The 24,510-nt window shown below is 29.6% G+C and carries 29 protein-coding genes and 1 pseudogene; 29 read left to right on the forward strand and 1 reads right to left on the reverse strand.

Annotated features, from left to right (window positions below; genetic code table 11):
* The first annotated feature begins 142 nt into the window (after positions 1 to 142).
* From EG57_RS26570 to EG57_RS26845, 3 genes are all read left to right on the forward strand, one after another.
* Positions 143 to 286 carry a hypothetical protein gene (locus EG57_RS26570; protein WP_161782726.1) on the forward strand — a complete coding sequence of 48 codons (144 nt, stop codon included), beginning with the start codon at positions 143 to 145 and terminating at the stop codon, positions 284 to 286.
* A 579-nt stretch (positions 287 to 865) separates the two neighbouring features.
* A complete protein-coding gene (locus tag EG57_RS0220925; protein ID WP_052038028.1) occupies positions 866 to 1,447 on the forward strand; it encodes a helix-turn-helix domain-containing protein in 582 nt (193 codons plus the stop codon).
* A gap of 318 nt (positions 1,448 to 1,765) precedes the next feature.
* On the forward strand, positions 1,766 to 1,927 hold the full coding sequence (locus EG57_RS26845; protein WP_200880591.1) for a hypothetical protein: 162 nt from the start codon (positions 1,766 to 1,768) through the stop codon (positions 1,925 to 1,927).
* 258 nt (positions 1,928 to 2,185) lie between these two features.
* Here EG57_RS26845 and EG57_RS0220930 read toward each other — a convergent pair whose 3' ends face one another.
* Positions 2,186 to 2,608 carry a pyridoxamine 5'-phosphate oxidase family protein gene (locus tag EG57_RS0220930; RefSeq protein ID WP_029163164.1) on the reverse strand — a complete coding sequence of 141 codons (423 nt, stop codon included), beginning with the start codon at positions 2,606 to 2,608 and terminating at the stop codon, positions 2,186 to 2,188.
* Positions 2,609 to 2,716: 108 nt separating this feature from the next.
* Here EG57_RS0220930 and EG57_RS0220935 point away from each other — a divergent pair, with 108 nt between their 5' ends.
* The 26 genes and pseudogenes from EG57_RS0220935 to EG57_RS0221045 all read left to right on the forward strand — a co-directional run bounded on the left by EG57_RS0220935 (position 2,717) and on the right by EG57_RS0221045 (position 24,039).
* Positions 2,717 to 3,679, forward strand: coding sequence for a helix-turn-helix transcriptional regulator (locus tag EG57_RS0220935; RefSeq protein WP_032079032.1), 963 nt, complete (start codon positions 2,717 to 2,719; stop codon positions 3,677 to 3,679).
* Between the two features lie 265 nt (positions 3,680 to 3,944).
* Positions 3,945 to 5,657 (forward strand): WG repeat-containing protein, encoded by a 1,713-nt coding sequence (locus EG57_RS0220940; RefSeq protein ID WP_052038029.1) that lies wholly within the window; start codon positions 3,945 to 3,947, stop codon positions 5,655 to 5,657.
* Between the two features lie 382 nt (positions 5,658 to 6,039).
* Complete coding sequence (locus tag EG57_RS0220945) at positions 6,040 to 6,576, forward strand: GNAT family N-acetyltransferase (RefSeq protein WP_029163166.1); 537 nt, start codon at positions 6,040 to 6,042, stop codon at positions 6,574 to 6,576.
* A 134-nt stretch (positions 6,577 to 6,710) separates the two neighbouring features.
* On the forward strand, positions 6,711 to 7,370 hold the full coding sequence (catA, locus tag EG57_RS0220950) for a type A chloramphenicol O-acetyltransferase (protein ID WP_032079033.1): 660 nt from the start codon (positions 6,711 to 6,713) through the stop codon (positions 7,368 to 7,370).
* 696 nt (positions 7,371 to 8,066) lie between these two features.
* Positions 8,067 to 8,966, forward strand: coding sequence for a GNAT family N-acetyltransferase (locus EG57_RS0220955; protein ID WP_032079034.1), 900 nt, complete (start codon positions 8,067 to 8,069; stop codon positions 8,964 to 8,966).
* Between the two features lie 216 nt (positions 8,967 to 9,182).
* On the forward strand, positions 9,183 to 10,190 hold the full coding sequence (locus EG57_RS0220960) for a proline racemase family protein (RefSeq protein WP_032079035.1): 1,008 nt from the start codon (positions 9,183 to 9,185) through the stop codon (positions 10,188 to 10,190).
* Positions 10,191 to 10,599: 409 nt separating this feature from the next.
* Positions 10,600 to 11,247, forward strand: a complete 648-nt coding sequence (locus EG57_RS0220965; protein WP_032079036.1) for a hypothetical protein — start codon at positions 10,600 to 10,602, stop codon at positions 11,245 to 11,247.
* Positions 11,248 to 11,745: 498 nt separating this feature from the next.
* Positions 11,746 to 12,675 (forward strand): DUF4910 domain-containing protein, encoded by a 930-nt coding sequence (locus tag EG57_RS0220970; protein WP_032079037.1) that lies wholly within the window; start codon positions 11,746 to 11,748, stop codon positions 12,673 to 12,675.
* Between the two features lie 273 nt (positions 12,676 to 12,948).
* On the forward strand, positions 12,949 to 13,539 hold the full coding sequence (locus tag EG57_RS0220975; protein ID WP_032079038.1) for a hypothetical protein: 591 nt from the start codon (positions 12,949 to 12,951) through the stop codon (positions 13,537 to 13,539).
* A gap of 70 nt (positions 13,540 to 13,609) precedes the next feature.
* The gene (locus EG57_RS0220980) at positions 13,610 to 14,071 is read left to right on the forward strand and encodes a GNAT family N-acetyltransferase (protein ID WP_032079039.1); all 462 of its coding nucleotides are present in this window, start codon (positions 13,610 to 13,612) and stop codon (positions 14,069 to 14,071) included.
* Between the two features lie 172 nt (positions 14,072 to 14,243).
* Positions 14,244 to 14,738 (forward strand): GNAT family N-acetyltransferase, encoded by a 495-nt coding sequence (locus tag EG57_RS0220985; protein ID WP_032079040.1) that lies wholly within the window; start codon positions 14,244 to 14,246, stop codon positions 14,736 to 14,738.
* Positions 14,739 to 14,927: 189 nt separating this feature from the next.
* Positions 14,928 to 15,632, forward strand: coding sequence for a 4Fe-4S binding protein (locus EG57_RS0220990; RefSeq protein WP_032079041.1), 705 nt, complete (start codon positions 14,928 to 14,930; stop codon positions 15,630 to 15,632).
* A gap of 389 nt (positions 15,633 to 16,021) precedes the next feature.
* On the forward strand, positions 16,022 to 16,732 hold the full coding sequence (locus EG57_RS0220995; RefSeq protein ID WP_032079042.1) for an MBL fold metallo-hydrolase: 711 nt from the start codon (positions 16,022 to 16,024) through the stop codon (positions 16,730 to 16,732).
* Positions 16,733 to 16,795: 63 nt separating this feature from the next.
* Positions 16,796 to 16,957 (forward strand): hypothetical protein, encoded by a 162-nt coding sequence (locus tag EG57_RS26575; RefSeq protein ID WP_161782727.1) that lies wholly within the window; start codon positions 16,796 to 16,798, stop codon positions 16,955 to 16,957.
* 160 nt (positions 16,958 to 17,117) lie between these two features.
* On the forward strand, positions 17,118 to 17,297 hold the full coding sequence (locus EG57_RS0221000) for a hypothetical protein (RefSeq protein ID WP_032079043.1): 180 nt from the start codon (positions 17,118 to 17,120) through the stop codon (positions 17,295 to 17,297).
* A gap of 225 nt (positions 17,298 to 17,522) precedes the next feature.
* Entirely contained in the window at positions 17,523 to 17,828 is a 306-nt protein-coding gene (locus tag EG57_RS0221005) for a hypothetical protein (RefSeq protein ID WP_032079044.1), read from the forward strand.
* Positions 17,829 to 18,325: 497 nt separating this feature from the next.
* Entirely contained in the window at positions 18,326 to 19,135 is an 810-nt protein-coding gene (locus tag EG57_RS0221010; RefSeq protein WP_052038031.1) for a hypothetical protein, read from the forward strand.
* A gap of 108 nt (positions 19,136 to 19,243) precedes the next feature.
* Positions 19,244 to 19,684 carry a GNAT family N-acetyltransferase gene (locus EG57_RS0221015; RefSeq protein WP_032079045.1) on the forward strand — a complete coding sequence of 147 codons (441 nt, stop codon included), beginning with the start codon at positions 19,244 to 19,246 and terminating at the stop codon, positions 19,682 to 19,684.
* Between the two features lie 56 nt (positions 19,685 to 19,740).
* On the forward strand, positions 19,741 to 19,881 hold the full coding sequence (locus EG57_RS26850; protein WP_169748486.1) for a hypothetical protein: 141 nt from the start codon (positions 19,741 to 19,743) through the stop codon (positions 19,879 to 19,881).
* Between the two features lie 185 nt (positions 19,882 to 20,066).
* Complete coding sequence (locus EG57_RS0221020; protein WP_032079046.1) at positions 20,067 to 20,354, forward strand: hypothetical protein; 288 nt, start codon at positions 20,067 to 20,069, stop codon at positions 20,352 to 20,354.
* A gap of 59 nt (positions 20,355 to 20,413) precedes the next feature.
* On the forward strand, positions 20,414 to 21,241 hold the full coding sequence (locus EG57_RS0221025; protein ID WP_341350125.1) for an alpha/beta fold hydrolase: 828 nt from the start codon (positions 20,414 to 20,416) through the stop codon (positions 21,239 to 21,241).
* A gap of 85 nt (positions 21,242 to 21,326) precedes the next feature.
* Positions 21,327 to 21,443: pseudogene (locus tag EG57_RS27135) on the forward strand (EFR1 family ferrodoxin); the annotation flags it as partial.
* Between the two features lie 244 nt (positions 21,444 to 21,687).
* Positions 21,688 to 22,089: a hypothetical protein gene (locus tag EG57_RS0221030; RefSeq protein WP_032079048.1), complete on the forward strand. Its 402-nt coding sequence runs from the start codon at positions 21,688 to 21,690 to the stop codon at positions 22,087 to 22,089.
* Positions 22,090 to 22,110: 21 nt separating this feature from the next.
* Positions 22,111 to 22,317, forward strand: a complete 207-nt coding sequence (locus EG57_RS0221035) for a hypothetical protein (protein ID WP_029163174.1) — start codon at positions 22,111 to 22,113, stop codon at positions 22,315 to 22,317.
* A gap of 110 nt (positions 22,318 to 22,427) precedes the next feature.
* On the forward strand, positions 22,428 to 22,889 hold the full coding sequence (locus EG57_RS0221040) for a GNAT family N-acetyltransferase (protein WP_032079049.1): 462 nt from the start codon (positions 22,428 to 22,430) through the stop codon (positions 22,887 to 22,889).
* A 184-nt stretch (positions 22,890 to 23,073) separates the two neighbouring features.
* The gene (locus EG57_RS0221045; RefSeq protein ID WP_032079050.1) at positions 23,074 to 24,039 is read left to right on the forward strand and encodes a helix-turn-helix transcriptional regulator; all 966 of its coding nucleotides are present in this window, start codon (positions 23,074 to 23,076) and stop codon (positions 24,037 to 24,039) included.
* The last annotated feature ends 471 nt before the right edge of the window (positions 24,040 to 24,510 follow it).

The following is a 24,510-nucleotide window of genomic DNA, read 5'->3' on the forward strand; positions in this document are numbered from 1 at the left end:
CTTCTTTTCTTACAATGAAAGAGCTTCGCAATTTTTCACGTTCTTTAAACATTGATATGATGTTGCTACGCATTCTAGACATAAACCATATGTTACATGAATCATCCAGGATTGATGTGCTAGTAATGATTATTTACAACCAATGTATAAAGCTATTGCTGAGGCAGATGCTGTTGTATTTGGTTGGAAATTAGAGGATTGCATCCACTACTGTGGAAATAATGATGAGGTGTTTAATGAGTTATCTTCAAGAGCATTTAAAGATGGGAAAAATTTAGTTGAATAGATATGTGATGAATTAATAAAAATAAGTAACAGATTGTAAAATTTCATTTTAAAGATATTGGGATTGCGTTTTTTTATTGAGTAATAGATATACCAATAGGTGAGTTTGAAATTAAATGTGAAGCCTTGCTTGGCATTTTGAAAATTATGCGACACAACTTTTTAAATTAGAAATGTGAACGATGGTCTTTGATAATTGAATAATACAGTGTTAAAAATTCTTATGTTTTCTGTAAAATAATGAAAATATGTAAATGTTATAGTATAATTTTCATAATGATTAAATCGCAGTTGTAATAAATTGTGAACGATAAATAGTAATGTATCGAGTTGGTTATAAATTATGAAGAAAATTTATAGAAAATGAAATGTACAAATCAGAATTTGAATATATATTGATAAAATGGAAATTATATTATTGTAAAGGATTTATGATACAACATCTTTTATAACATAAATCTTTAGCTACGATACGTTGCGTTAAGGAAAACAACAGTTTCTTGTACTTTTGAGTCTCATAGTTTACTGTGAAATTACTACAATGAGTCTATGTAGGAATTAGAATATGGAGGTAATAATTATGACGGTAGGAGAAAAATTAAAAGAGGCAAGAAGAGGAGTTGGATTCTCGCAAGAACAATTAGCAGAAAAATTATGTGTATCTAGACAAGCAGTTACTAAATGGGAATCAGATAAAGGGATGCCCGATATAGGGAATCTAAAAGCAATCGCAACTTTGCTTAATATAAGTATTGATTATTTGCTAGACAATGATAGTAATATAGATAAACTAGTAATCAAAGAGTCAATCAATTTGGATGACTTTATAAAAAGTGGACGTTGTAGATGTAAGCAAGATGCGGTGGTATTAAATAAATTTAATGATGCAGACTTTATTTATCCACTTATGCGTAAAAAGAAGTTAACTCCTATTGAAAATGTTTTGGACTTTATTACGCAACCTGGAATTTTTGATATAGCGTATCAACTAAAAGACCGCAATGAGTATTATTTGATTGAAAAAGAAAATCAACAATATTTTGTATCTGTATCAAAAGAATTTATTGAGACAAGACAGTTAAGTAGTAAAGTGAATCCAAAGAAATTTGCTGTTGGAGATATTGAATATAAAAAAGCACCATACGAACTTTTAAAAGAATAGTAGTGTACAAATTTCAATTTGTAGAGTAGTCTTAATGAATAATTTTCTTATTTGACGTAACAATTGAAAAAATGAACAATTTGCAAAAACACTGCATTATTCAAAGTTGAATTTTGTGGTGTTTTTGCGTCGCATTTCAAAGACTATTTGTATTTGCTGGGATATAATCGGCTTTTATTTGTAAAAGTTATGATATAATCACTATTAATAAAGGCAAAATAGTAAAAAAATGTGAATTAAAGATTATTTATTTGTTTAAGTAATGTATAAATTCTATCATTTATTATAGTTACAAATATGAAAAGGAGAGTTTTAGTTATGAAAATAAAAGATTCAATAGTTTTGGTAACAGGAGCAAATAGAGGATTTGCATTTACTCAAGTACTCTTGGAGATGGGAGCAAAAAAAGTATATGCAGCTGCACTTTCATTGACAAATGATGTGAGATTATCCCTAAATAGCAAAGGGGTTCAAGTATAAGCTATTTATGCTGGTTTTATTGACACAGATATGATGGCAAGCTTCAATGGGAAAAAGTTATCACCATATTCTGTGGCCTATGATTCATTATTAGCTATAAGTCAAGGTTCACAGGAAATTTTAATTGATGAAATGTCAAGAAACTCAAAACTTCACTCAATTGATGAAATACCGTTATTCGTATAGCTTTTGTAGTAAATAATTGTAATGCAAAGATAAAGTGTATTTATTGTAAATTTAGGATGGGTACACTTTATTTTATTTATTTAGTATAATAGTATCAATATTTTCAAAATCTAATGTTACTACAGCAGTATGAAATTCAATTTCAAAAAGTACTAAGTATTGTCCCACTTGTTCCACGGTATACTTATATTCAGGAATTTTTCTTATAAACTCATCAGCAACATCAAAAATTGTGCGAGAGCTTTTTTTAACAATTCCTTTTGCTTTAACATGTTCATTACCATGATGAGGAATTGTAGTAAAAGCAATATTAGGGTTATTTTCAAACTCTTTTACCTTATTATTATCTCCAAAAGTAGTAAAGAACAAAATGTTTGTATTGCTGTCAAAATAAAAATTCACTATTCTGACATTGGGACAGTTATCTGGACTTGTTGCCAATGCAATTTCATTCTGTGTATCCATTATTCGTATAAAATCATTTTTAGTTATCATTAATATTTCCCCTTTTCTTTCTTTTATAATCATAGTATACTTTGAAAAGGTGTCAAATGCTGATACCTTTTAATTTTCAATTAAATTTTATTAGTAAAGGAAATGGTTATGAATAAATCAGAAAGATTAAATGATATGATGCTATTTTTAAATGATAAAAATTTATTTAACTTAAAGGATTTAATGGATAAGTATTCAATATCAAAGAGTACAGCTATAAGGGATATACAGGCATTGGAATCAATAGGCATGCCAATATACTCCCAATCAGGTAGAAATGGATATTATGGCATTCTTCAAAATCGATTGCTTTCACCTATAGTATTTACTGTTGATGAAGTATTTGCTATGTATTTTTCAATGCTGACTTTAGGAGCATATGAAACAACTCCTTTTCATTTAAGTATAGAGAAATTGAAGAATAAATTTGAAAATTGTTTATCAACTGAAAAGGTGAAAATGCTACATAGAATAGAAAAAATATTTAGTTTAGGTGCTATTCAACATAACAATTATAGCTATTTTTTAAAAGATATTTTACAATTTGCTATGGAAGAAAGAGTTTGCGAAATTAAATATAGTAAAAAAGGTATTGAGAATAGATACATCGTACAAATTTTTGATATTTCATCGGTATATGGTCAATGGTATGCTACTGGGTATAATTTTGAGACGGATAGTACACAAGTATTTCGATGTGATAAAGTGTTAGATGTTAAGGAAAGCACAAAGTATGAAGCAAAACCGTTTATGGAATTTGTAAAGACTGCTGATATGCTATATAAAGCTCCTGATGCAACTGATTTTGAAATTGAAATATCAAAACAGGGAGTGGACTTATTTTATAAAGAACACTATCCTTCAATGAAGCTTTATATAGATGAGGAAAGAAATTTTATTCGAGGTTTCTATAATAAGGGAGAAGAAGAATTTATTGCGACTTATTTAATTGGTTATGGTCAGAATATATTATTCATACAGCCAATTAAATTAAAAGAGCTCATGATAAAAAAAATGGATATTTTAAAAAAACATCTGTTATCAATAAGTGATCTTAATATCTCTTCATAAACTCAATCCCCTGTATTTGCGTATCCTTCATCACAAAAAGAACTATATGATCAATTCCTGCAGAATCTTAAAAGTTATTTTAAGACTCCTGGAATAAGCGAGGTACACTAGAGAAATAAATAGATGTTTTCAGGCAGCTAAGTTTTAATGCTTTTTACTTCACCAAATATTAAACTTAAACATATTATGATAAAGTAATATATAAATTGGGGTGGTTTCTATTTATAATCAAAGATTTCGTCCTAGATTCATTTGTTCGTATTGTATGAGAGCTATAAACCTATATCCAGTAAAGATAAAAACTTTAGCAGGAAATAAGTGGGGATTTATAAACAATAGAGGGAATTTTGCAATCAGCCCCAATTTTGATTATGCCGAAGATTTTCAGGATAATGGACTCGCTGTAGTAAGTGTTAATAATTCTTTTGGAATTATAAATACCACGGGGAACTTTGTTGTGTTGCCTAAGTACAATTACATTAATCAATTTTCCGAAGGTCGCGCAGTAGCCTCTTATAATGGAGAATATAAATTAATTGATGAAAACGGAAGTATATTAAATACAAAAAAATATGATTACGTAGGGAATTTTAAAAACGGAAGGGCAATAGCCTCAGCTTTTGATGAGAAAGGTAAATATTTTTATGGGTATATAGATAGAGATGGAAAAGAGGTAATACCCCTCAAATATGAATCCGCCAGCGATTTTGTGGAAGGAAAGGCAGTAGTTAAAATTAAGGATGAGGATTACGCACTAATAGGACCAAATGGAGAAGTCTTCAATAGTTATAAATATTACCTTGTGGGCAGCTTGGGCGAGGGACTTTTAGTTTTTCAAGAAAAAATGGACGGCAAATTTGGCTATATCGACGAAAAAGGAAGAGTAATAATAAAACCACAGTTTAACATGGCACAGCCTTTTAGCCAAGAAAGAGCCATAGTGAACACCAGATCTGACAGCATTGTAAGTAAATATGGGCTCATAGATAAAGCTGGTAATTATAAAATAAAGCCAGAATACAATGACATAATTCTTATGGGTGAAAATAGAGCAGCTGTAGGTATAGCTATAGAAAAGGAAAACCCATGTATAGGCTCCCTATATGCCATTGCAGATACCGAAGGTGATTTTTTAACCAATTTTATTTATTTAGGTGTTTCCAGCTATAATAATCGTCTTGCTTCTGCCTATGATAGTAAAAATACTTTTTTCATAGATAAAAGAGGGAGACTAGTAAGGAGCCTGCCTATTGTTAGAGGCAACGGCAGCCTTGCCTTTATTGGAAAACTGATTAGAGCTATTGTAGATAACAGGTTTACCTACTTTGATATGAACGGAAGGATCTTTTATAGGCAAAATATCATAATCCCACTAAATTATATGTACAGAGTAAGGGAAGAAGAATATAAGCCTAACAAGAACTATATTATATACTACCCTCAAGTAGAAGGAATGAAAAATTTAGTTTTAGAAAATAGCGTTAATGAAAGGTTAAAACAGTTATCACAGGTGAAGCAGGTTGATCCTAACGCACAACTTGATTATAGCTATGGCAGGGATTTTTCTATAGAGTTCTTCAAAAAGAAGCTATTGGTTTTGGAACTTGATGGGTATCGTTATCCTTTGTGTGCAGCTCATGGTATGCCAATAAAGATTTATTCACATATAGACCTTGTTACCGGGAGGTTTTATGAACTTAAGGATTTGTTTAAAGTAAGCAGCAACTATGTGCAGGTACTAAGCGATATCATAGGAGAGCAGATAAAGAAAGCGCAGCACCTCTATGTTTTCTCGGGCAGCTATAAAGGAATAAAGAAAGATCAACCTTTTTATGTAGATGAGAATGCTTTATATATTTATTTTGAACCATACGAAATAGCTCCGTATGCTGCTGGATTTCCAACTTTTAAGATTCCATACAGAGAAATTTCGAATATTATAAATGTAAGAGGAGAGTTTTGGAGGGCTTTTAATTAAAATTCAATATTTTTCTTAATTTTGGAGAATTAAAATGACGAAGCTGAAACTCTACAATAAAACCCAGAGTTCTGTAGAGTATGCCTGCATAAAGAATTAAGTTTAAATGAAATAATGGATATAATTTATCAGGATGTTATAAAGTGAATAACAAACTCCAATTTGTCGTTGCTTTTTTGCCTGAATATGGTATAATAAATTAAACTTATCAGAGGACTTGTAATCAAAAGATTATTTAAGTGGGATAAGATCCGAAAAGATCTTATCCCATTTTTTTCTAGCTCATTATACTATATTTAACAACTTCGTTGATTGTATTTTGATGTGTCTATGCAGAATATAATTCAAGTGAAAATTAGAAGTTAGAGGAGGCAATTACTAGATGTATTTAAAAACAGATAGACTGATAATTCGTGATTTTGATAAAAAAGATGCTGCGGGATTGTATGAATATCTTCAGCACCCACCTGTACATTGTTTCATGAGTGAAAAATTAGATTCACTTGAGGAAGCAGAAAAAGAAGTAGAGCAAAGGGCCAAAGAAGGTGAACACTTTGCTGTTTGCTTGTCCGATACAGATTCAATTATAGGGGATGTTTTTGCCATGAAAGAGGAGCCTGATACATATAGCGTGGGATGGAATTTTAACTTGAAATATGGCAAGAGTGGTTATGCAACTGAAGCGGCAAAAGCGTTAATGGACTTTCTCTTCAATAAGGATGCAAGGAGAATATATGCTTATGCTGAAGACGATAATATTCCATCCCAAAAGCTTTGTGAGAGACTTGGAATGAGAAAAGAAGGACTCTTTATTGATTTTATATCTTTTGTGAACAACCCAGATGGAACTCCGTATTATGAAAATACTTACCAATATGCCATTCTGAAAAGAGAGTGGATAGAGCTATTAACTTATTAATTTACATAATTTTATAGGATATGATAGGATTGCTTATAAATAAAGATGCTTTGGATAGCAGGAGGTTGCAAGATGATGATGGCAGTTAAATTGGCCTTCTAAAATTAATAAATAAAATTTTAGGAGGCTAATTTATGAAATTTAATTTGATAGATATTGAAAATTGGAATAGAAAACCATACTTTGAGCACTATTTAAATGCAGTTAGGTGCACTTACAGTATGACTGCAAATATAGAGATAACTGGGTTACTGCGTGAAATTAAACTTAAGGGGCTGAAACTGTATCCTACGCTTATTTATATCATTACAGCTGTGATTAATCGTCACAAGGAGTTCCGCACTTGTTTTGATGAAAACCGCAAGTTAGGATATTGGGATAGTATGAGCCCAAGTTATACTGTCTTTCATAAGGAGGACGAAACTTTTTCAAGTATTTGGACAGAGTATGACGAGAGCTTTCCACGTTTTTACGATAATTACCTTGATGATATCAAAAGTTATGGCGACGTTTTAAAGTTCATGCCTAAGCCAGATGAACCTGGCAATACATTTAATGTGTCCAGCATTCCATGGGTGAATTTTACCGGATTCAACCTAAATATATACAACGATGCAACATATCTAATCCCTATTTTTACTATGGGTAAGTTTTTTCATCAGGATAATAAAATTTTTATACCTATGTCCATTCAGGTGCATCATGCGGTTTGCGACGGTTACCATACCAGCAGATTTTTTAATGAGGTACAGGAATTATCGTCAAATTTTGAGACATGGTTAGATGAAAAATAATATAAAAATTGCTTGTGCTTGGGTGCTATAAACAAAGGGGTAGTAAATGGCAAATGTCATTTACTATCCCTTTTAATTTTTTTTGGAGGAGACACCTAAATATTCATTATCCCTTGGAACACCTAGTATTCCTTTTTATATTTAATAAGTGTGAATCTTAGAGGATGCTTGTTTTCGCATTCTTATGAGGCTCGTCAATTTCGACCTCTTCTTATTTGACGCAACAACTGAAAAAACGAACAATTTCAAAAAACACTGTATTATTCAAAGTTGAATTATATGGTGTTTTTGTGTCACATTACAAATACTATTTGTATTTATTTTAAATTTACGATATATATTTTTTCTGAAAATTAGGCAACGTAACTATTGAAAGTGAAGATACGAACGATGCTCTTTGAAAATGAATAATACGGTGTTTTTCGTCGTAATACAAAGACTATTTGTATCTATTTTTAATTTACGATATATACTTTTTCTGAAAATTATACGACGTAAATGCTGAAGAAGGAAACACGAACGATGGTCTTTGAAAATGCAATAACGCAGTGTTAAAAAATAGAAATCTATAGTATTTTAACTATTGTCTTTATATAAATCTTTCCTAAATAATAAAAGTGTATATTTTCATATATTGCGGTGTATATCTTGATATGGTATAATTGTTGATAATATCAACAAATAGGGGGAGTTAAATTGAATAAAGCGGAAATAGTTAGGAAAGAATTACGACTAATTATAAGAGAATTAGGTTTACTTAATTATGATTGTCTAAATTCAGGATTAACATTATCTCAAGCACATATACTAAGTTATCTTAAAAAAAATGGAATCGTTTCTTTTAGCGAATTGGTGATGCAATTGGGAATTGATAAAGCTTCTCTAAGCAGAATTCTTAATAACTTAGAAGCTAAAGAATTTATAAAAATAGAGAAATCCCATACTGATAAAAGAGTGAAATACATTAGTATCCTATCACTAGGTATGGAAGCGATAATAAATGGAGATTGTGAAGCGAATAAATTTATTAATCAAATCTTAGATTTAGGATATGCGGATGCAAATGATAACATTGTAAAATCACTTAGAGAGTTTCGTATACTTGCATTAAAAAATAATCTTATAAAAAATAATTCTCGAATAGAAATAGAAAGAGTTTCATCAAATTTTATGGATGATGCAATTAAGCTAGCAACAGAAGTATTTACTTATGAGCAAAATATTCCTGAAAGATTAATACCTATAAATGCGGAGTTGAGTCAAATTTGGTGGTGTGCAAGAGTAGGGGAAGATATTGTTGGAGTGATAGCTGCTTGGAATGAAAATAATCAATGGCATCTGGGAAGATTTGCAGTTGATAGAAACCTACGAGGCTTAGAAATAGGCAAAAAAATGCTTATATTGTCGTTAAATGAAATTTTTAACCTTGATGTAGAGAAAGTTTTTGTTGAAGCAAGGGATATAACTGTGAGAATGTTAGAACAATTTGGCTGTAAAGTAGTAGAAGAACCAATAGATTTTTATGGTGAGCCAGTTACACCTATTACAATAAAAAAGTGTGATTTTATAAATAAGATAAAATTACAAACAAAATGAGTAGTATTATTGATATGATAATAATATTCTTATTTAACAAAACAATTAAAAAAAGTAAATGATTTATAAAAACACTGCATTATTCGAATTTAAATTTTACAGTATTTTTTCGTCGCAATACAAAGACTATGTGTTAAATTAAGAACAGAAATGCTTTTTTTATTTTATCACTTATTAGATTAATGCATGATTATAAGATATGGGGAGGATTGTAAAATGAAATTCATGAAAAGTATTAATGCAATAGATACACATACAGTAGGAGAGCCAACAAGAATAATAGTGAACGGTACTCCTAAAATAATAGGCAATACAATGTCTGAAAAAAAAGATTATATTGCTAAAAATATGGATTATATTAGAACTTCTACTATGTTAGAACCTAGAGGACACAAAGATATGTTCGGTTGCATTATCACTGAGCCAACTATGCCAGAAGCTGATATTGGGGTTATATTCATGGATGGTACAGGTTATATGAATATGTGCGGTCACAGTATCATTGGTGTTGCTACTGTTGCAGTGGAAACAGGCATTGTAGATGTAAGAGAGCCTTATACTGAAATTAAAATTGAATCACCAGCAGGTCTCGTAACTGCAAAAGTTAAAGTAGAGAATGGTAAAGCAAAGGAAGTATCCTTTGTTAACGTTCCTTCATTTATATATAAGAGAAATGTAAAGATTGATTTAGCTGATGTTGGAACTATTGCTTTTAATATAGTTTTTGCAGGCAATTTTATTGCTGTTATAAATGCAGAAGAAGTTGGAATAAAGATTAACAAAAAAAATATTGGTAAACTTATTGAAAAAGCAATGATACTGCTAAAGCTTATAAATGAAAAGATACCTGTGGAACATTCTGAGAAAAAACATATTAAATCTGTTGATTCAATTGAATTTTATGGCCCGCCAAAAACTTCTGAGGCTAATAGTCAAAGTGTTGTTATCTTTGGGGCAGGTCAGTTTGATAGATCCCCATGCGGAACAGGAACTTGTGCAAAAATAGCAATGATTTATGAACAAGGAGAATTAAAAGTTGGTGAGACTTTTGTAAATGAGAGTATAACCGGTACTACTTTTAAAGGAAAAATCATTGAGGAAACAAAAGTAGGAGAACATAATGCAATTGTTGTTGAAATCACTGGAAGTGCATATATTATAGGATTCAATCATCTTGTCATTGATGAAGAAGATCCAGTTAAATTTGGGTTTCAAACAGAATAGATTAAAATTTAAAACACCGTATTATTCTGAACTGCACCCTGTCAAGTAGACACCATGTTAATAGAAAAAGAGTATCTCGCCTAATGAGAAACATGAAACTTTTTCCTAAAGGATGTCGTTATCGCTATAAACATTAAATTTACTTAACTTTGTGTCTACAAAACCTGGACAACTCCAGTGTTAAAGATACATATACTTTCTATATAATTGTGAAAATATATTAGGAAACATGATACAATTGTGATATAAATAATATCACAATTGTAAATAGAGATGATGCACCTTGAGGAACAGTACCTTAAAATGTGTTATCTCTTTCTTATGCTGCGATGCAACTGTGATATCATGCATACGTTACCTCAGATTATTAAATAATATAAGTACAATAGAAAGATTTGGAGTGAAGATGATGGAAAAGTATTATATGTTATTTAGGGGTAATAAAATTTATATTAAGTCCAACAAAAGTAGAAAGATTATAGAATATACTTTAAACAATCCAACAACATATCCTAACGTACCTATGTATTATGGAATTTTTAATAATGATAATATCATAAAAGATCTAAAGACCTTTATTGAAAAAAACTTAAATGTTGGCAGTAGTTTCATGAAGATAGTTTCTGGAAAGAAGATTTGTTTACTTATACCAGATGATGTAACAGAAGTTACAGATATTGAAAAACGTGCTTTTGATGACTTTGCTAGAAAGCTGTTTGGTGCAAAAAATGTTCTTCTTGGATCAGAATTTCCTTTCGTGGCTCCATATGAAGAAAATGGCTATGTATGCATTTCAAAAACATGCAGAATGATGGTAATGACTTACGTGAAGGATAAACATAAAAATGTCTTTAACCAAAAGTTTATAGAAGCGAAGGAATATACAAATGAAGAGATCTATAATTTTATTAATGAACTATATGGTGGTTTTGGTAGTATACCTAAGATATATTTTAATGGACTAGGCTTATCCCAATACTCTGATATAGGAATCATTACTGATGTTATGGATTTGGTTAACAACTTTGAAAATGCTTTAGAATTAGCAAAGATATAGTTAATTTTTAGCTAAAATAAGTAGATGGATTAAAAAAAGGAAAATTGGAGATTTTAACGGCGAATTAGTATTAGAGTCTGTTCCTGAAGAGAGGGATGACGTATCACTATAAACCCACTCTTTAAACAGTTCCCTGAACTTAGAGTTAAGTTGCAACTTTGTTATTTGACGCAACAACTGAAAAAATGAACAATTTGCAAAAATATTGCATTATTCAAAGTTGAATTATGTGGTGTTTTTGTGTTGCATTTCAAAGACTATTTGTATCTATTTTAAATTTACGATATATACTCTTTCTGAAAATTATACGAATTAATCAATAAATCTAAATATATTAATGATCTTTGACAACTAAATAATTTGGTGTTTAATAATAATTTTATTTCTATTCATTTTGATTTGCCTTAATATACCAATATGAAAAATATGATATAATTACCAATATGTAATTTAAAATTATAATATATTACGTATTTGTATTTATTAGGGGGTAAATAAATGATTAAGAAAATATTAAAAAAAAGATATACAAAAGTATATATATTACTAGTATTATTTTTATTAATACTTTCTCAGTTTTGTACAGGATGTAATTCATTTTTTTATAACAAAAAAGAGTTACCAATTAATAACAATAAAGAGATAAGTTTATCTGATGAAAAAATTATGATGGATACTATTAATTCAATATGTACTACTAATAGAAAATTTGGTTCAGATGGTGAGAAAAAAGCTTGTGAAGTTCTAAAAAATCAAATACAATCTTATGGATATGAAACTCAAGTTCAAAAGGTTCCATATAAATATCATAATGAGCAAGGACAAGAAAAAATAGAAGAAAGTCAGAATTTAATTGCAATTAAGAGAAGTGCTTTAAAGCAGAGTAAAGGCACAATTATTGTTAGTGCTCATTACGATTGTGCACAAGATTCTATGGGAGCAAACGACAATGCTTCTGGGGTTGCTGTAGTTATGGAGGTAGCTAGACTATTAAACAAATCATTCAATGATTATGAATTACGATTTATTTTCTTTGGAGGTGAAGAATTTGCATCTATTGGTTCTAGATATTACTTAAGTCAGTTATCAGATAATGATAAAAAAGATATAAAAGCCAATATAAACATGGACTCAATAGCACAGAAAAATCATGATAATCCATACATTTTTACAGTAGATGGTAAATCAAATTTTGCTACAGAATTATTAAAAAATAATTCTAAAAACAAAGATATAATCATAAAAAAAATGAATCGTGAAATAAGTGATTATGTTGAATTTGATAAATGTAGAATACCATCATTATGTATAGGACAAAGTTATGATAAAAATTTAAACATAAATGGACCAGAAGATAAAATTTCAATTGTAGACAAAACAAAACTTAAATTAGTTGCAGATATAATTGTGAGAGCATTAAGTAATTAAATATTTTATCGAAACACCGCATTATTCAATGAATTGTGTGGTGTTTTTATGTCGCATAACAAAGATAAAGCGTATCTATTGAGAATTCAAGATGGATACACTTTATTTTTTATTGTAATAAAGTAAAGTTTGATATTTGTAAACTATGTTATAATTTAGTAAAAGATAAGGAGTAATTTCTAGGTAAATTTTGTGGCAGGATAAAAATAATTAATCTTTTCAAAAAATATATATGGGATAATATTGTTAAAATGTACAAGAAGGGCAAAAATCATGAGTATGGAACATAAAGCTTTTGTTTTTGATACAAAAAATTATATGAAACAGTTGAATGATTTAATAGTTGATAGAGGTGCTAATGATGACATTGCAGCTATTAGACAGTTCATTGAGGAACATCTAGATAATATGAAATCCCCTTATACTGGTGAGGAACTGGATGAGAACTGGGGTGAAGAAATAGAAAAAGGTGATATACAAGAGTATGCAGATTTCGCTTTGACAGGTTATTATGCTCCATATGAAGATATTGGACTGTCCTATGAATGGGATATGCTGCTAAAAGCTTTAAAAAAGTTAGATTTCATAGAAGCAGAGTATTGTATATTGGGAAAATCAATTCAAAAAGAAAATTTTAAAATAGACCCTGGGCGATGCGGGTTAGGATTAGTTTATGCAGAAGACATACCTATACTTTATCAAAAATTAATTACTGTTAAAAATAAATTAGATGAAATCAATATAAAGAAATCAAAAATCTTTACTGAAATTGAGGAAAAAGATTTAAAAAGTGTTTTAGAAAATTTGATTTTCATTTTCCAATCTGCTTTGAATGATAAGAAAGGACTTATGCTCACATTTTAAAATTTACACTAGTGTTTAAGCACAGACAAAATTCAAATTTAAGTTTATTAATATTTGTAGAGGTGATTTTATGGTGTATAGAAAAAGTACTTTAGAGGATTGTAGAGCCGTTTATGATCTAATATGTGACATGGAAAATAAGAAACTTCCATATGACAAATTTGAAAAAATCTATCATAATCAAATTAATGACTTCAATTATTATTGCCTTGTCTTGGAACATGATAATATGGTAATTGGTGCTTTGAACATGCGATTTGAAGATCAACTGCATCACGCAGAAAGGATAGCTGAAATTCTTGAATTTGCAGTTGCCACTACATATAGAAACATGGGAATCGGAAAAGAAATGCTTTCTCAAAGTTGTCAGATTGCAAAAGATAACGGCTGTTCACAAATCGAAGTGGACTGCAACCAACTGCGTAAGGATACACATCGTTTTTATATTAGAGAAGGTATGCATAACTTTCATTTCAAATTTTCAAAGCAGTTAATTGGTGATAATGTACAGGAAAATGCTTTAGGCAGATAACATCAACCAACAATATTTTTGTCATGCAGGAGTTATAAATAAAATTGGAAATGAAGTTATTAATTTAAAGCAAAGTTTGATATTTATAAATTATGTTATAATTTAGTAAAAGATAAATTAGTAATTTGCAGAGATGTTTTACAGAAAAATTTTACTTAATGGAGGTAGCAAAATGATAATACAAACTGAGCGCTTGGAGCTTATTCCATTAACACTTAATCAATTAGAACTATGGATTGAAGATATTACTGAACTTGAAAAAGAATTAGATTGTTTTTATAAGGCAGAAGCAATGGAAGGATTTTTTCTTGAAATAGTAAAGAAACAGTATGAAATAATCCAAAAAGATCTTAATAATTATTTATGGCATAGCTTTTTTCTATTAATTCGCAAGGATGATAGGGTTGTAGTAGGTTCAGCAGATTTCAAAGATATTCCTAACGAAAATGGCGAAGTTGAGATTGGGTATGGCTTAGGTAAAGAGTTTGAACATAATGGATATATGACAGAAGCTGTAAATGCAATGTGTGAGTGGGCATTAAAGCAAAATGGTGTTACAAGTGTAATTGCTGAAACTTATTTAGAAAATTTGGCGTCACAAAAAATTTTAGAGCGTTGTGGATTCAAAAAGTATAAAGAAGGAGAAACTTTTTGGTGGAAATTGTAATGTAGCATTTGCAGGAGCAGGATGGTCTCACGTAATTCCTGAAATAGAAAGTTATATGATAAACAAGTCAGATTACTATTTTTAAACTATTGAATTATTTAAGAAGTTTATATTTTCTACATAGAGTTTCATTAATGTAGTATATTCTTTAATTGTATAATTATGGAATTGATGAAAAGGGGGATAAAAGTGGATTGCTTAAGTACAGAACTTAGGAAACGTCTTATTGAAAAGGGTGCCTCAATTGTTAGATTCGCAGACTTAAAAGATATTCCAGAAAGTCAAAGGGAGAGTTATAAATACGGAATCTCAATTGCAGTGGCATTGAATCCATATATAATTGCAGGAATAGAGAATGGACCAACAAAAGATTATTATGGTGAATATATAAGAGTAAATAATCTGCTAGATGACCTTGATGAATATGCAGCAAAGATTATAACACAGCATGGATTTAGAGCATTACCAAAAGTAAAAAGAAGCATCAAAACAGATGAAACAACTTTAGCAACGATTTTACCTCACAAAACTGTAGCAACTAGGGCTGGAATTGGTTGGATTGGAAAATGTGCGTTACTTGTTACAAAAGAATTTGGTTCTGCAGTAAGATTATCAACTATATTAACTGATGCACAACTAAATGTTGGATCACCTATAAATGAATCAAAATGCGGTAAGTGTTTAATATGTACAAGTTTTTGTCCTAGTAATGCTGTGTTAGGAGTTAATTGGAAAGTAAATATGGATAGAGATAACTATTTCGATGCTTTTAAGTGCGGAGATGAAGGCCGAAAAAGAAGTAATAAACTTGGAGTAGAAGAAAGAATTTGTGGAAAGTGTATGTTTATCTGCCCTTGGACACAAAAATATTTAAAATCAAAAGAAAAAAACTAAGTTAACCAATAGTTAATTTTTAAGAATAAAAAATGGAAGTCATCCAATAGTTGGAACAAAGATAAATATGAAAGCTTAGCAAAAAAGAGAATTAAAAAAGACAAAAAACTTGATTTTGTAAAAGATGATCCTAGAATAAAATTTTTGCTGGAATAATACTAAATTCTTATTTAACGAAATAATCGAAAAAGCGAATAATTTTTCTGCACACTGCATTATTTAATTTTGAATTATGCGGTGTTTTTGCGTCATATTTTAAATATAAAGTGTATCTATTGAAAATTTAAGATGGGTACACTTTATTTTTTGTTGCAATAAAGCAAAGTTTGATATTTGTAAGTATGTTATAATTTACTAAATAGTAATTTGTTTAAAAAGGAGGAAATAAAATGACTGAACTAATAACGTTACAATTATTGTTTGAAGCGGGAGAAATAAAATTCTACATTTATCCGGTTGTAATTAAAAATAATGATGATTTAATTTTAATTGACACAGGATTTCCTATGTTTTTGCCAGTAATAGAAAAAGCTTTTGAGAAAAAAGGGTTAGATATCAGAAAGCTTCAACAAGTTATTTTAACTCACCACGACCATGACCATATGGGAGCAGTAAAGGAACTTGTAAAAAAATATCCTTCTGTAAAGGTGAAGTGTTCTGCAGAGCAAATTCCATATGTTTTAGGAAAAAAGAAATCACTTAGGTTAGAACAGGCAGAGAAATTTGGGGCAGATGATAGATTTATACAAACCATAAAAAGTGTAGAATATTTGGATTCTGTTTTAGAAGTAGCAGATAATGAAATTATCTGTGATGGAGTAAAAGTTATTGAAACATCAGGGCATATGCCAGGACATATCTCTATTTATATTGAATCAATGAAAACCTTAATAAGTGGAGACATGTTAGTTTTAGAAGATGGTGTATTATGTATTGCTGATGAACAATTTGTGTTAGACAAAGTGGCAGAAATAAATTCACTAAAGAAAATTCTTAATCTGGATATTGAAAAAATTATATGTTTCCATGGTGGAGAGTACAAAAGCAATAATTTAAAAGAAGATTTGAAAAAAGTTATTGCAAAGGGATATAAAAGCTAAGCAATAAATTGAAATTTAAGGTTTAGAATTATAAATAGTAAATTTGTGGGGGTACTGTATTGTATGGAAATGATTGATATTTATGATGAATTAGGTCAAAAATGTGGTAAGATTAAGTTAGCACTTTCTATACAAGCACACCATGCATTGGTTGACGGAATACATGGTGGCCAGTTCTTTAGTGATTTTCAAGAAATTTTGTCTAAACCATCAAAGTATCTATAATAAAAATGGTAATTTACGGAGAAAAATAAATATGGATCGTGTATATGTAAGTTGCCTCGAATTTGAAAATATTACCACATAAAAATTTCACTAAAATAAATAAAAAAGTATTGATAAGTTACTCATTAGTGATTTAAATATTCAGAGTGATTTTGATGTTATGAATAATGAATTGATAAATAACAATAATCAAGATATTATAAAGTCCTTGCTAAATTCTGCTAGAGCAAAACTTATTGGTGGCTGTAAAGAAGATGAAGTCGAAGCTCTTGAGGAATTTGATAGGTATACAAGCAGGCAGAGGCCTTATTTAGTATTGATTGATGGCAGCTTAATTTAAAATTTGAAAATTATTAGATATAACTATTGAAGTTGAAAATGTGAGTGATTTTCTTTAATAAGTGAATAATGTGGTGTTAAAAGATAAAACTACTTTATATTTATTGGAAAATTAATTATTATTTATAACATTTTATACTTATTTTAAAAAATATACAAATATGATAAAATATAAATATTCAGGTTTTAAAAACTAATTAGAATAGTAAGAAGGGAGGGAATATTAATGGGATTAACAATAGGAAATGAAAATCCATATATTAAATATCCTACAAAGAATCTTATAAAAAATAATTCTTCAGAATCAGAACAAAAATATTCTGAGAAAGTAAAGACAAGCAGTAATGGAGCTCACGATGAAATTAAGTTTGTTAAAGAGGAAGGAACTTCAAATATATATGTTGGATACATAAATGGAATTAAGATGGATGAAAAATTTATAACCGATCCAGTATATAGAGATAATGTTCTTAAGGCATGTAATGACAAAGAAGAAGCAATATTAAAAAAAATAATTGGATCAGAAAGTTAAAATAAAAAGAAGAGAAATCTTCTTTTTTAACATGACAATTAAAAAACGAATAATTTACTCTAACACCTCATTATTCATAAATTGAATTTTGGGGTGTTTTTCATTATGGATACACTTTGTTTTTTATTGGAGTAAAGTAAAGTTTGATATTTGTAAACTATGTTATAATTTAGTAAAAGATAAGTAGTAATTTCTAGATGAATTTTGTGGCAGTATAAAAATAATTAATCTTTTCAAGAAATAAATGTGGGATAAATAAGAAACTTCCATATGGCAAATTTAAAAAAATCTATCATAATTCAATTTAATTAAGTTTAAGTAATATAAATAGTAATTTGTTTCGCTATATTCTTAATATGCTTATTGACTTTAAAATAGTGATAATTAAACAATAGTAAACCAACGAGAAATATAAAAGATATAAAACAACTCAATAAATGGTGGCTTAGAACTTTATTACAATGAAAAATGTATCAAAATATAAGGAGGACAGTGATATGAGTAGTTTAGGAGTGAACAGTGTAGTTGATAATTCGTATAGTTATAAGAATATGAATCGAAAGGTAACAACAAACATTAAAAGTTTTGAAAATGAAGTAAAAAGAGCATCGGACATTGGAAATACAGCCATTCCAGTCTATACTCCAAAATTTGAGGGTGATATGATTATTAATCAGCCGCCTAATTACAGTAATCTCACTTATGATAATGCTATTTTGAATAAATCAAAAGATGAAATGACAATGGGTGAGTATAAACAGTACATTATGAATGAAATGTCAAAAATACCAGTTAGCTCTTATTATCAGGCAAGTTTTTCAGGTTCTTTAATAATTAAGGAAGAAGCATTTAAAAAAATGAAAAGTGATCCGGAATGGGAAAAAACAGTGCTGAATATGCTTAGAAAAATGTATTCTGTGAATGGTTTACCGCAGAGAAGTTACTGTATACAGGTTATTGGTGCATCGGAAGCAGAATGTTATGGCTATTCAGTGCCAATGGATAATGGTAGTAATTTTCTTACATCTAAGAGTAATCAAAAATCATGGTGCCAGAAACGTCATGAAAAAATGGAAGAACAGGTAAATAAGCCTCAACAAAAAAACACACAACAGCAGGCACAGGATGAGCAAGAGTATGCAAGGCAGATGTATGTGAATAGTCAGAGAATCTTGAATTTGTTTAATTTAAATACATTAAAATCAGATGAAATAGATGAACAAGCATTTATGCAGGCAATGTCATCTGGCGCAGTTACATATAGGAAATTTACACAAGGGCAGAGGGTAAATATGTCTACCATCTGAATTTTGAATAATTTTCCATAATTTCATCTGCTTAAATAAAGTTTTAATCCATAAATTCCAATTTAAGATTGAGTATAATAAATAGTAATCTATAGGAGGGGGCCACTTGTGAATATAAAGAAAGTTTCAAATGATAAGAAAGTATATATTGACTTGTTGTTATTGGCTGACGAACAAGAAAATATGATAGACAAGTACCTTGAACGTGGTGAAATGTTTGTCCTTAACGACAATGGAGTAAAAGCTGAATGCGTTGTTACTAAAGAGTCGGACGGTATTTATGAGCTTAAGAATATTGCGGTTATACCTGATTGTCAACGAAAGGGCTATGGAAAGATGCTGATAGATTTTGTGTTTTTACATTACACCGATTGTAATACTATGCTTGTCGGAACAGGCGACGTTCCTTCTACACTCAGTTTTTATCAGAAATGCGGATTTTCAGAATCACATCGAATACAAAACTTTTTCACGGACAACTATGATCATCCGATGTTTGAAGACGGTAAACAGCTTGTTGATATGGTCTATTTGAAGCGGGAACAATAAATTCCAATGTAAGGTTAAGTATTATAAATAGTAAATTTGAAAGGATGAATGATGTAATGGCTGCTTTCGATAGTTACGATAATTATTATGATAGAGCAATGAAGGCTTATTGTTCTACAGAGAAAATAGATCCTAAAAATATTAATGATGAACAGAATAGGATAATTATTGAAAGATTACATAGATTTTATTTTTAATGAACTGAATGAGATTCCTTGTGAGTTTGATTTTCACTGGAAGGATTATAAAAAGTTTCAAGTTATATTAGATAGGAGATATGAGGTAATTTCAAGGAAACATTACACGTAATGAATTGAAATGCAACGAGAGTTATGTATAAGAAAATTTCATACTAAGTTATTAGATTTTGGAGGATTATAATATGAATAATTTAAATGAAGATAAAGAATTATTGGAAAAGATATATTTTGAACTTGAGAGTGGTAAAACAATAACAGAAGAAAGAAAAGAAGAATTGATACAGATAATTGATAATTTAGAGAATAAATTTAATAATGATGTAACAAAAAAGAATACACTTATTGAAATAAAGAATAAGTTAAAAGGTATAGAGATTGGTAAAGACGAAATTAATATAAAGAAATTTATTCTTGATTCAATAAAAGGAGTAATAAATCTGTTGACATCCTTTCCTTGGATTCAACTATAGATTTACAAGATAAATAGTAAATTTATCTGAAATGATTGTAATGTTTTATTTATATGGAAGTGAGGTTGTGTAAGGTGAATGGTAAGGAGTTAAAGACAAGAAGAGGGACTGTTTATTATTGGATTAGTCGTAACAAAAATCCGCACACAAAATGTATCGTTTTTACGCATGGTGTAACCGCTGATCACTCCATGTTTGAAAAACAGGTGGAATACTTTAAACAAGAATATACGGTAATTACATGGGATGTTCCTCTTCATGGTCTTTCACGCCCATATTCAAATTTTACATATGAGAATTGTGCACATGATCTGATGAGAATATTGGATCAGGAAAAAGTTGATAAGATAATATTGGTCGGTATGTCTATGGGTGGTTATCCCAGCCAGGAGTTCGCATTTCGTTATGCTGAAAGAGTAGAAGGTTTTATAGCACTTGATACCACACCTTTTGGCATTAGTTATTATTCAGGATTAGATATTTGGTGGTTAAAACATGTTGCTTTACTGGCAAAATGTTTTTCAGCAAATGCATTGCGAAAAAGTATGGCAAAATCCGTTTCTAAGACGAAGTATTCTTATGATAAGATGATAGAAATGCTTGCAACATTTACAAAATGCCAAATCATTGAACAGATGGATATTGCTTATGGTACCTTTATAAAGGAAAATAAAGATATTAGTTTTTCTTTTCCAGTACTGATTTTGCTTGGTGAATTCGACAAGATTGGAAAAGTAAGTCAGTATTGTCAAGCATGGTCCAAGAAAGAGGGATATCCACTTCATATAATAAGTAATGCAGCACATTTTTCAAACGGAGACAATCCAGAACAGGTAAATTCTGAGATACAGGAATTTATAGGGGGATTAAGTAAGTATAATATGTAGAACTAATATAATAAAAAATACAAGCAGTGGTATATATATTTAATATAAAATTTTTCTATATATGTAAAAATCACCGTAAAGGCAACCTGTCTGGGGCAAGGAATGTACTCACTGCATGGCATGTATCTGTAAATGTCTCACAGAAGCTATTGATTATGGGAAAAATAGTGTTGGTAAAGTCCGTTATCAATGTCCAATGTAATAAAAGAGGATTTGCACTGGTTTTTATAATAAGATTTATATGTTGATAACTTTGAATTTAAGATGGATACACTTTATTTTTTATTGCAATAAAGTAAAGTTTGATATTTGTAAACTATGTTATAATTTAGTAAAAGATAAAATAGTAATTTATCGGGAATGATTGCAATGTTACTTAATGTTTTATGTATATGGAAGAGAGGTTGAGTAATGCAAATGGTAATTTATGAAGGAGAATGTGTATTATGAAGAAATCAACCATTACAGCGATATTTAAAGCAAATATTAAAAAAGTATGGGAAGTAGTTACAAATAATAATAAATATGAGTGGCGGAGCGATTTAAGTAAAATTGATGTTTCAGCAGATGGAAACTCTTTTACGGAATATACAAAAGATAATTTTCCTACTGAATTTAAAATTACTTTAAAAAAACCTTATGAGCGATATGAATTTGATATAACTAATAAAAATATTTATGGTCATTGGATTGGAGTTTTTAGTTCTGTTAATAATAATGGTACACAGATTGAATTTACAGAAGAAGTATCAGTTAATAATCCTATAATGAATTTGTTTGTAGGTTTATATCTAAAAAAACAACAATCACTTTATATAGCAGATTTAAAAAAAGAACTGGGAGAATAAATTTTATAAGGAGAAAGAGTTATGAGTAAATATAATGCTTTGTGGGAATATGTCCAAAAGAATGATAGTCCATTAATAAAGTTATCTTTTGATGAAATACATAATATTTTGGGAATTAAGATAGATCATTCTTTTTTGAATTACAAAAAGGAGTTAACTCAATATGGGTATCAAGTTGGAAAGATTTCTCTTAAAGAACAGACAGTAATTTTTAAGAAGATTGATTAAGGGCTGAAAATTATATGAAAAGTTATAGGCTATATTGATTATATGTATAAATTAAGTAAAATCAATAAGTGTAGAGGATACTACACTAGATATCAAACAGAGGTGATTTTATGGTTTATAGAAAAAGTACTTTAGAGGATTGTAAAGCCGTTTATGATTTAATAAGTGACATGGAAAATAAGAAACTTCCATTTGATAAGTTTAAAAAAATCTATCATAATCAAGTTAATGACTTCCATTATTATTGTCTTGTCTGTGAACATGATGGTATAGTAATTGGTGCTTTGAACCTGAGATTTGAAGATCAACTGCATCACGCAGAGAAGATAACTGAAATTCTTGAATTTGCTGTTTCTGATAAATATAGAAACATTGGCATCGGAAAAGAAATGCTTTCTCAAAGCTTTCAGATTGCAAAAGATAACGGCTGTTCACAAATCGAAGTGGACTGCAATCAACTTCGTAAGGATACACATCGTTTTTATATTAGAGAAGGCATGCATAACTTTCATTTTAAGTTTTCAAAGCAGTTAATTGGGGATAATGTACAGGAGAATGCTTTAGGTAGATAAATTTCAATTTAAGGTTGAGTAATGTAAATCTCAATTTTATCAAGTTGTTTATAAATTTTATAGGTCAGAGCAAAGAGGTATAACTTAAAAGAGAAAAATGAAATAACAGCAAGTAAAATCAAGTATTGATCTTTCTATTTTTTTATAATAAATGTAGGACGGTTGAAATGAGGTGAACAGATGAATGTATCAGTGGCAAAAGCAAATTCAAATAATCGTTGATGAAATTGACAAGTGTATTAAAAATTATAATGATGAAGCATTGACACTACGATTTCTTTCTCGCAGGCTGGGTTATTCTGAATTTCATACAACGAGAAAATTCAAAGAAATATCGGGTATGCAATTTAGGGATTATCTGCGTCATAGAAAATTAGCCTTTGCATTAAAAGAAGTTCGAGATAGTGAAAAGAGCATTTTGGATATTGCTTTTGATTATGGTTTTTCATCACATGAAGCTTTTACTAGGGCTTTTAAGGGAACATATGGTGTAACTCCAAGTGAATACCGAAAAAAGCCTAAGCCCGTTGTTCTTCGTACAAAAATAAACCCTTTTGATCGTTACTTTTTAGGATTTGGAGAGATTGGTATGATGAAATCTACAGATGATGTTAAAATTTATTTTGTAACTATTCCTGCACACAAATTTTTGCACATTAAAAACTATGAGAGCAATGGATATTGGGATTTTTGGCAAAAGCAGAGTCTTATTCCAGGGCAAGACTGTGAAACAATTTGCGGCTTACTGGATAGTATTAAGGGAAAATTAGATGATGACGGTGGGAGTGAGTGTAACAGCGGCAGCGGCCAGATTATGGCGTATATTAATGACCCGGACGGTAGGCTTTGTGATTGGGGTATTCCACGTACAGAGTGTTATGGTGTACGTCTTCCTTTTGATTATAAAGGCGAAGTTCCACCACAAATGCTTATGATTGATGTTCCTGAAGCTGAGTATATTGTTTTTGAGCATGGACCATTCGATTATGAGCAAGAAAATCGTAGTGTGGAGGAAAAGATTGAAAAAGCAATGGCAACTTTTGATTTTGAAGGTACTGGTTACTGCTTTGATACTTCCCCAGGTAGAATAATTTACTTTTATTTTAATCCAGAACGGTTTTTCAAGTATATAAGACCAGTACGTAAGTAAATAGTAAATAAATAGGTTTTTCAAGGCCAGTAAAACAGTTAAATATAAGATAAGTCATATAGTTTTTATTAATATTCACAACTATTAAAAATTTAAAGTTAATGCCATAATATTCAGAAATGAGTTTTATGGCATTTTTAGTTTGCGATTTAAAGATTATGTTTATGCATTGAGAATTTTTAGAAGATAAACTTTATGAAAATTTTGTGACATAACTATAAAAAAATAATATGAAAAATGGTCTTTGAAAATTGAATAGTACGGTAGTATACTTAAAGTGTTTAAAATATTATCCTTGCTTTGGTGGGATGTCTATATTAATGATATATCAAAGAAAGGCAAAAAACTTTTATTGAATAATGCAGCAAATGTAATAAAGTTGTTTGAAAAACAATAAAATTTCATAATGAAGATGAAAGATAAATGAATACTGTTAAGATCATAAAACATCTTGGACAATTACATATACAT

It is taken from the genome of Clostridium drakei, assembly GCF_000633595.2.
In the GTDB taxonomy this organism is placed as follows: domain Bacteria; phylum Bacillota; class Clostridia; order Clostridiales; family Clostridiaceae; genus Clostridium_AM; species Clostridium_AM drakei.

Bases quoted from the DNA above. Each gene is read 5' to 3' on its own strand.
- EG57_RS26570 (WP_161782726.1), top strand. From the start codon at position 143: ATGTATAAAGCTATTGCTGAGGCAGATGCTGTTGTATTTGGTTGGAAA.
- EG57_RS0220925 (WP_052038028.1), top strand. From the start codon at position 866: ATGACGGTAGGAGAAAAATTAAAAGAGGCAAGAAGAGGAGTTGGATTC.
- EG57_RS26845 (WP_200880591.1), top strand. From the start codon at position 1,766: ATGAAAATAAAAGATTCAATAGTTTTGGTAACAGGAGCAAATAGAGGA.
- EG57_RS0220930 (WP_029163164.1), bottom strand. From the start codon at position 2,608: ATGATAACTAAAAATGATTTTATACGAATAATGGATACACAGAATGAA.
- EG57_RS0220935 (WP_032079032.1), top strand. From the start codon at position 2,717: ATGAATAAATCAGAAAGATTAAATGATATGATGCTATTTTTAAATGAT.
- EG57_RS0220940 (WP_052038029.1), top strand. From the start codon at position 3,945: ATGAGAGCTATAAACCTATATCCAGTAAAGATAAAAACTTTAGCAGGA.
- EG57_RS0220945 (WP_029163166.1), top strand. From the start codon at position 6,040: ATGTATTTAAAAACAGATAGACTGATAATTCGTGATTTTGATAAAAAA.
- catA (WP_032079033.1), top strand. From the start codon at position 6,711: ATGAAATTTAATTTGATAGATATTGAAAATTGGAATAGAAAACCATAC.
- EG57_RS0220960 (WP_032079035.1), top strand. From the start codon at position 9,183: ATGAAATTCATGAAAAGTATTAATGCAATAGATACACATACAGTAGGA.
- EG57_RS0220965 (WP_032079036.1), top strand. From the start codon at position 10,600: ATGGAAAAGTATTATATGTTATTTAGGGGTAATAAAATTTATATTAAG.
- EG57_RS0220970 (WP_032079037.1), top strand. From the start codon at position 11,746: ATGATTAAGAAAATATTAAAAAAAAGATATACAAAAGTATATATATTA.
- EG57_RS0220975 (WP_032079038.1), top strand. From the start codon at position 12,949: ATGAGTATGGAACATAAAGCTTTTGTTTTTGATACAAAAAATTATATG.
- EG57_RS0220980 (WP_032079039.1), top strand. From the start codon at position 13,610: ATGGTGTATAGAAAAAGTACTTTAGAGGATTGTAGAGCCGTTTATGAT.
- EG57_RS0220985 (WP_032079040.1), top strand. From the start codon at position 14,244: ATGATAATACAAACTGAGCGCTTGGAGCTTATTCCATTAACACTTAAT.
- EG57_RS0220995 (WP_032079042.1), top strand. From the start codon at position 16,022: ATGACTGAACTAATAACGTTACAATTATTGTTTGAAGCGGGAGAAATA.
- EG57_RS26575 (WP_161782727.1), top strand. From the start codon at position 16,796: ATGGAAATGATTGATATTTATGATGAATTAGGTCAAAAATGTGGTAAG.
- EG57_RS0221000 (WP_032079043.1), top strand. From the start codon at position 17,118: ATGAATAATGAATTGATAAATAACAATAATCAAGATATTATAAAGTCC.
- EG57_RS0221005 (WP_032079044.1), top strand. From the start codon at position 17,523: ATGGGATTAACAATAGGAAATGAAAATCCATATATTAAATATCCTACA.
- EG57_RS0221010 (WP_052038031.1), top strand. From the start codon at position 18,326: ATGAGTAGTTTAGGAGTGAACAGTGTAGTTGATAATTCGTATAGTTAT.
- EG57_RS26850 (WP_169748486.1), top strand. From the start codon at position 19,741: ATGGCTGCTTTCGATAGTTACGATAATTATTATGATAGAGCAATGAAG.
- EG57_RS0221020 (WP_032079046.1), top strand. From the start codon at position 20,067: ATGAATAATTTAAATGAAGATAAAGAATTATTGGAAAAGATATATTTT.
- EG57_RS0221030 (WP_032079048.1), top strand. From the start codon at position 21,688: ATGAAGAAATCAACCATTACAGCGATATTTAAAGCAAATATTAAAAAA.
- EG57_RS0221035 (WP_029163174.1), top strand. From the start codon at position 22,111: ATGAGTAAATATAATGCTTTGTGGGAATATGTCCAAAAGAATGATAGT.
- EG57_RS0221040 (WP_032079049.1), top strand. From the start codon at position 22,428: ATGGTTTATAGAAAAAGTACTTTAGAGGATTGTAAAGCCGTTTATGAT.
- EG57_RS0221045 (WP_032079050.1), top strand. From the start codon at position 23,074: ATGTATCAGTGGCAAAAGCAAATTCAAATAATCGTTGATGAAATTGAC.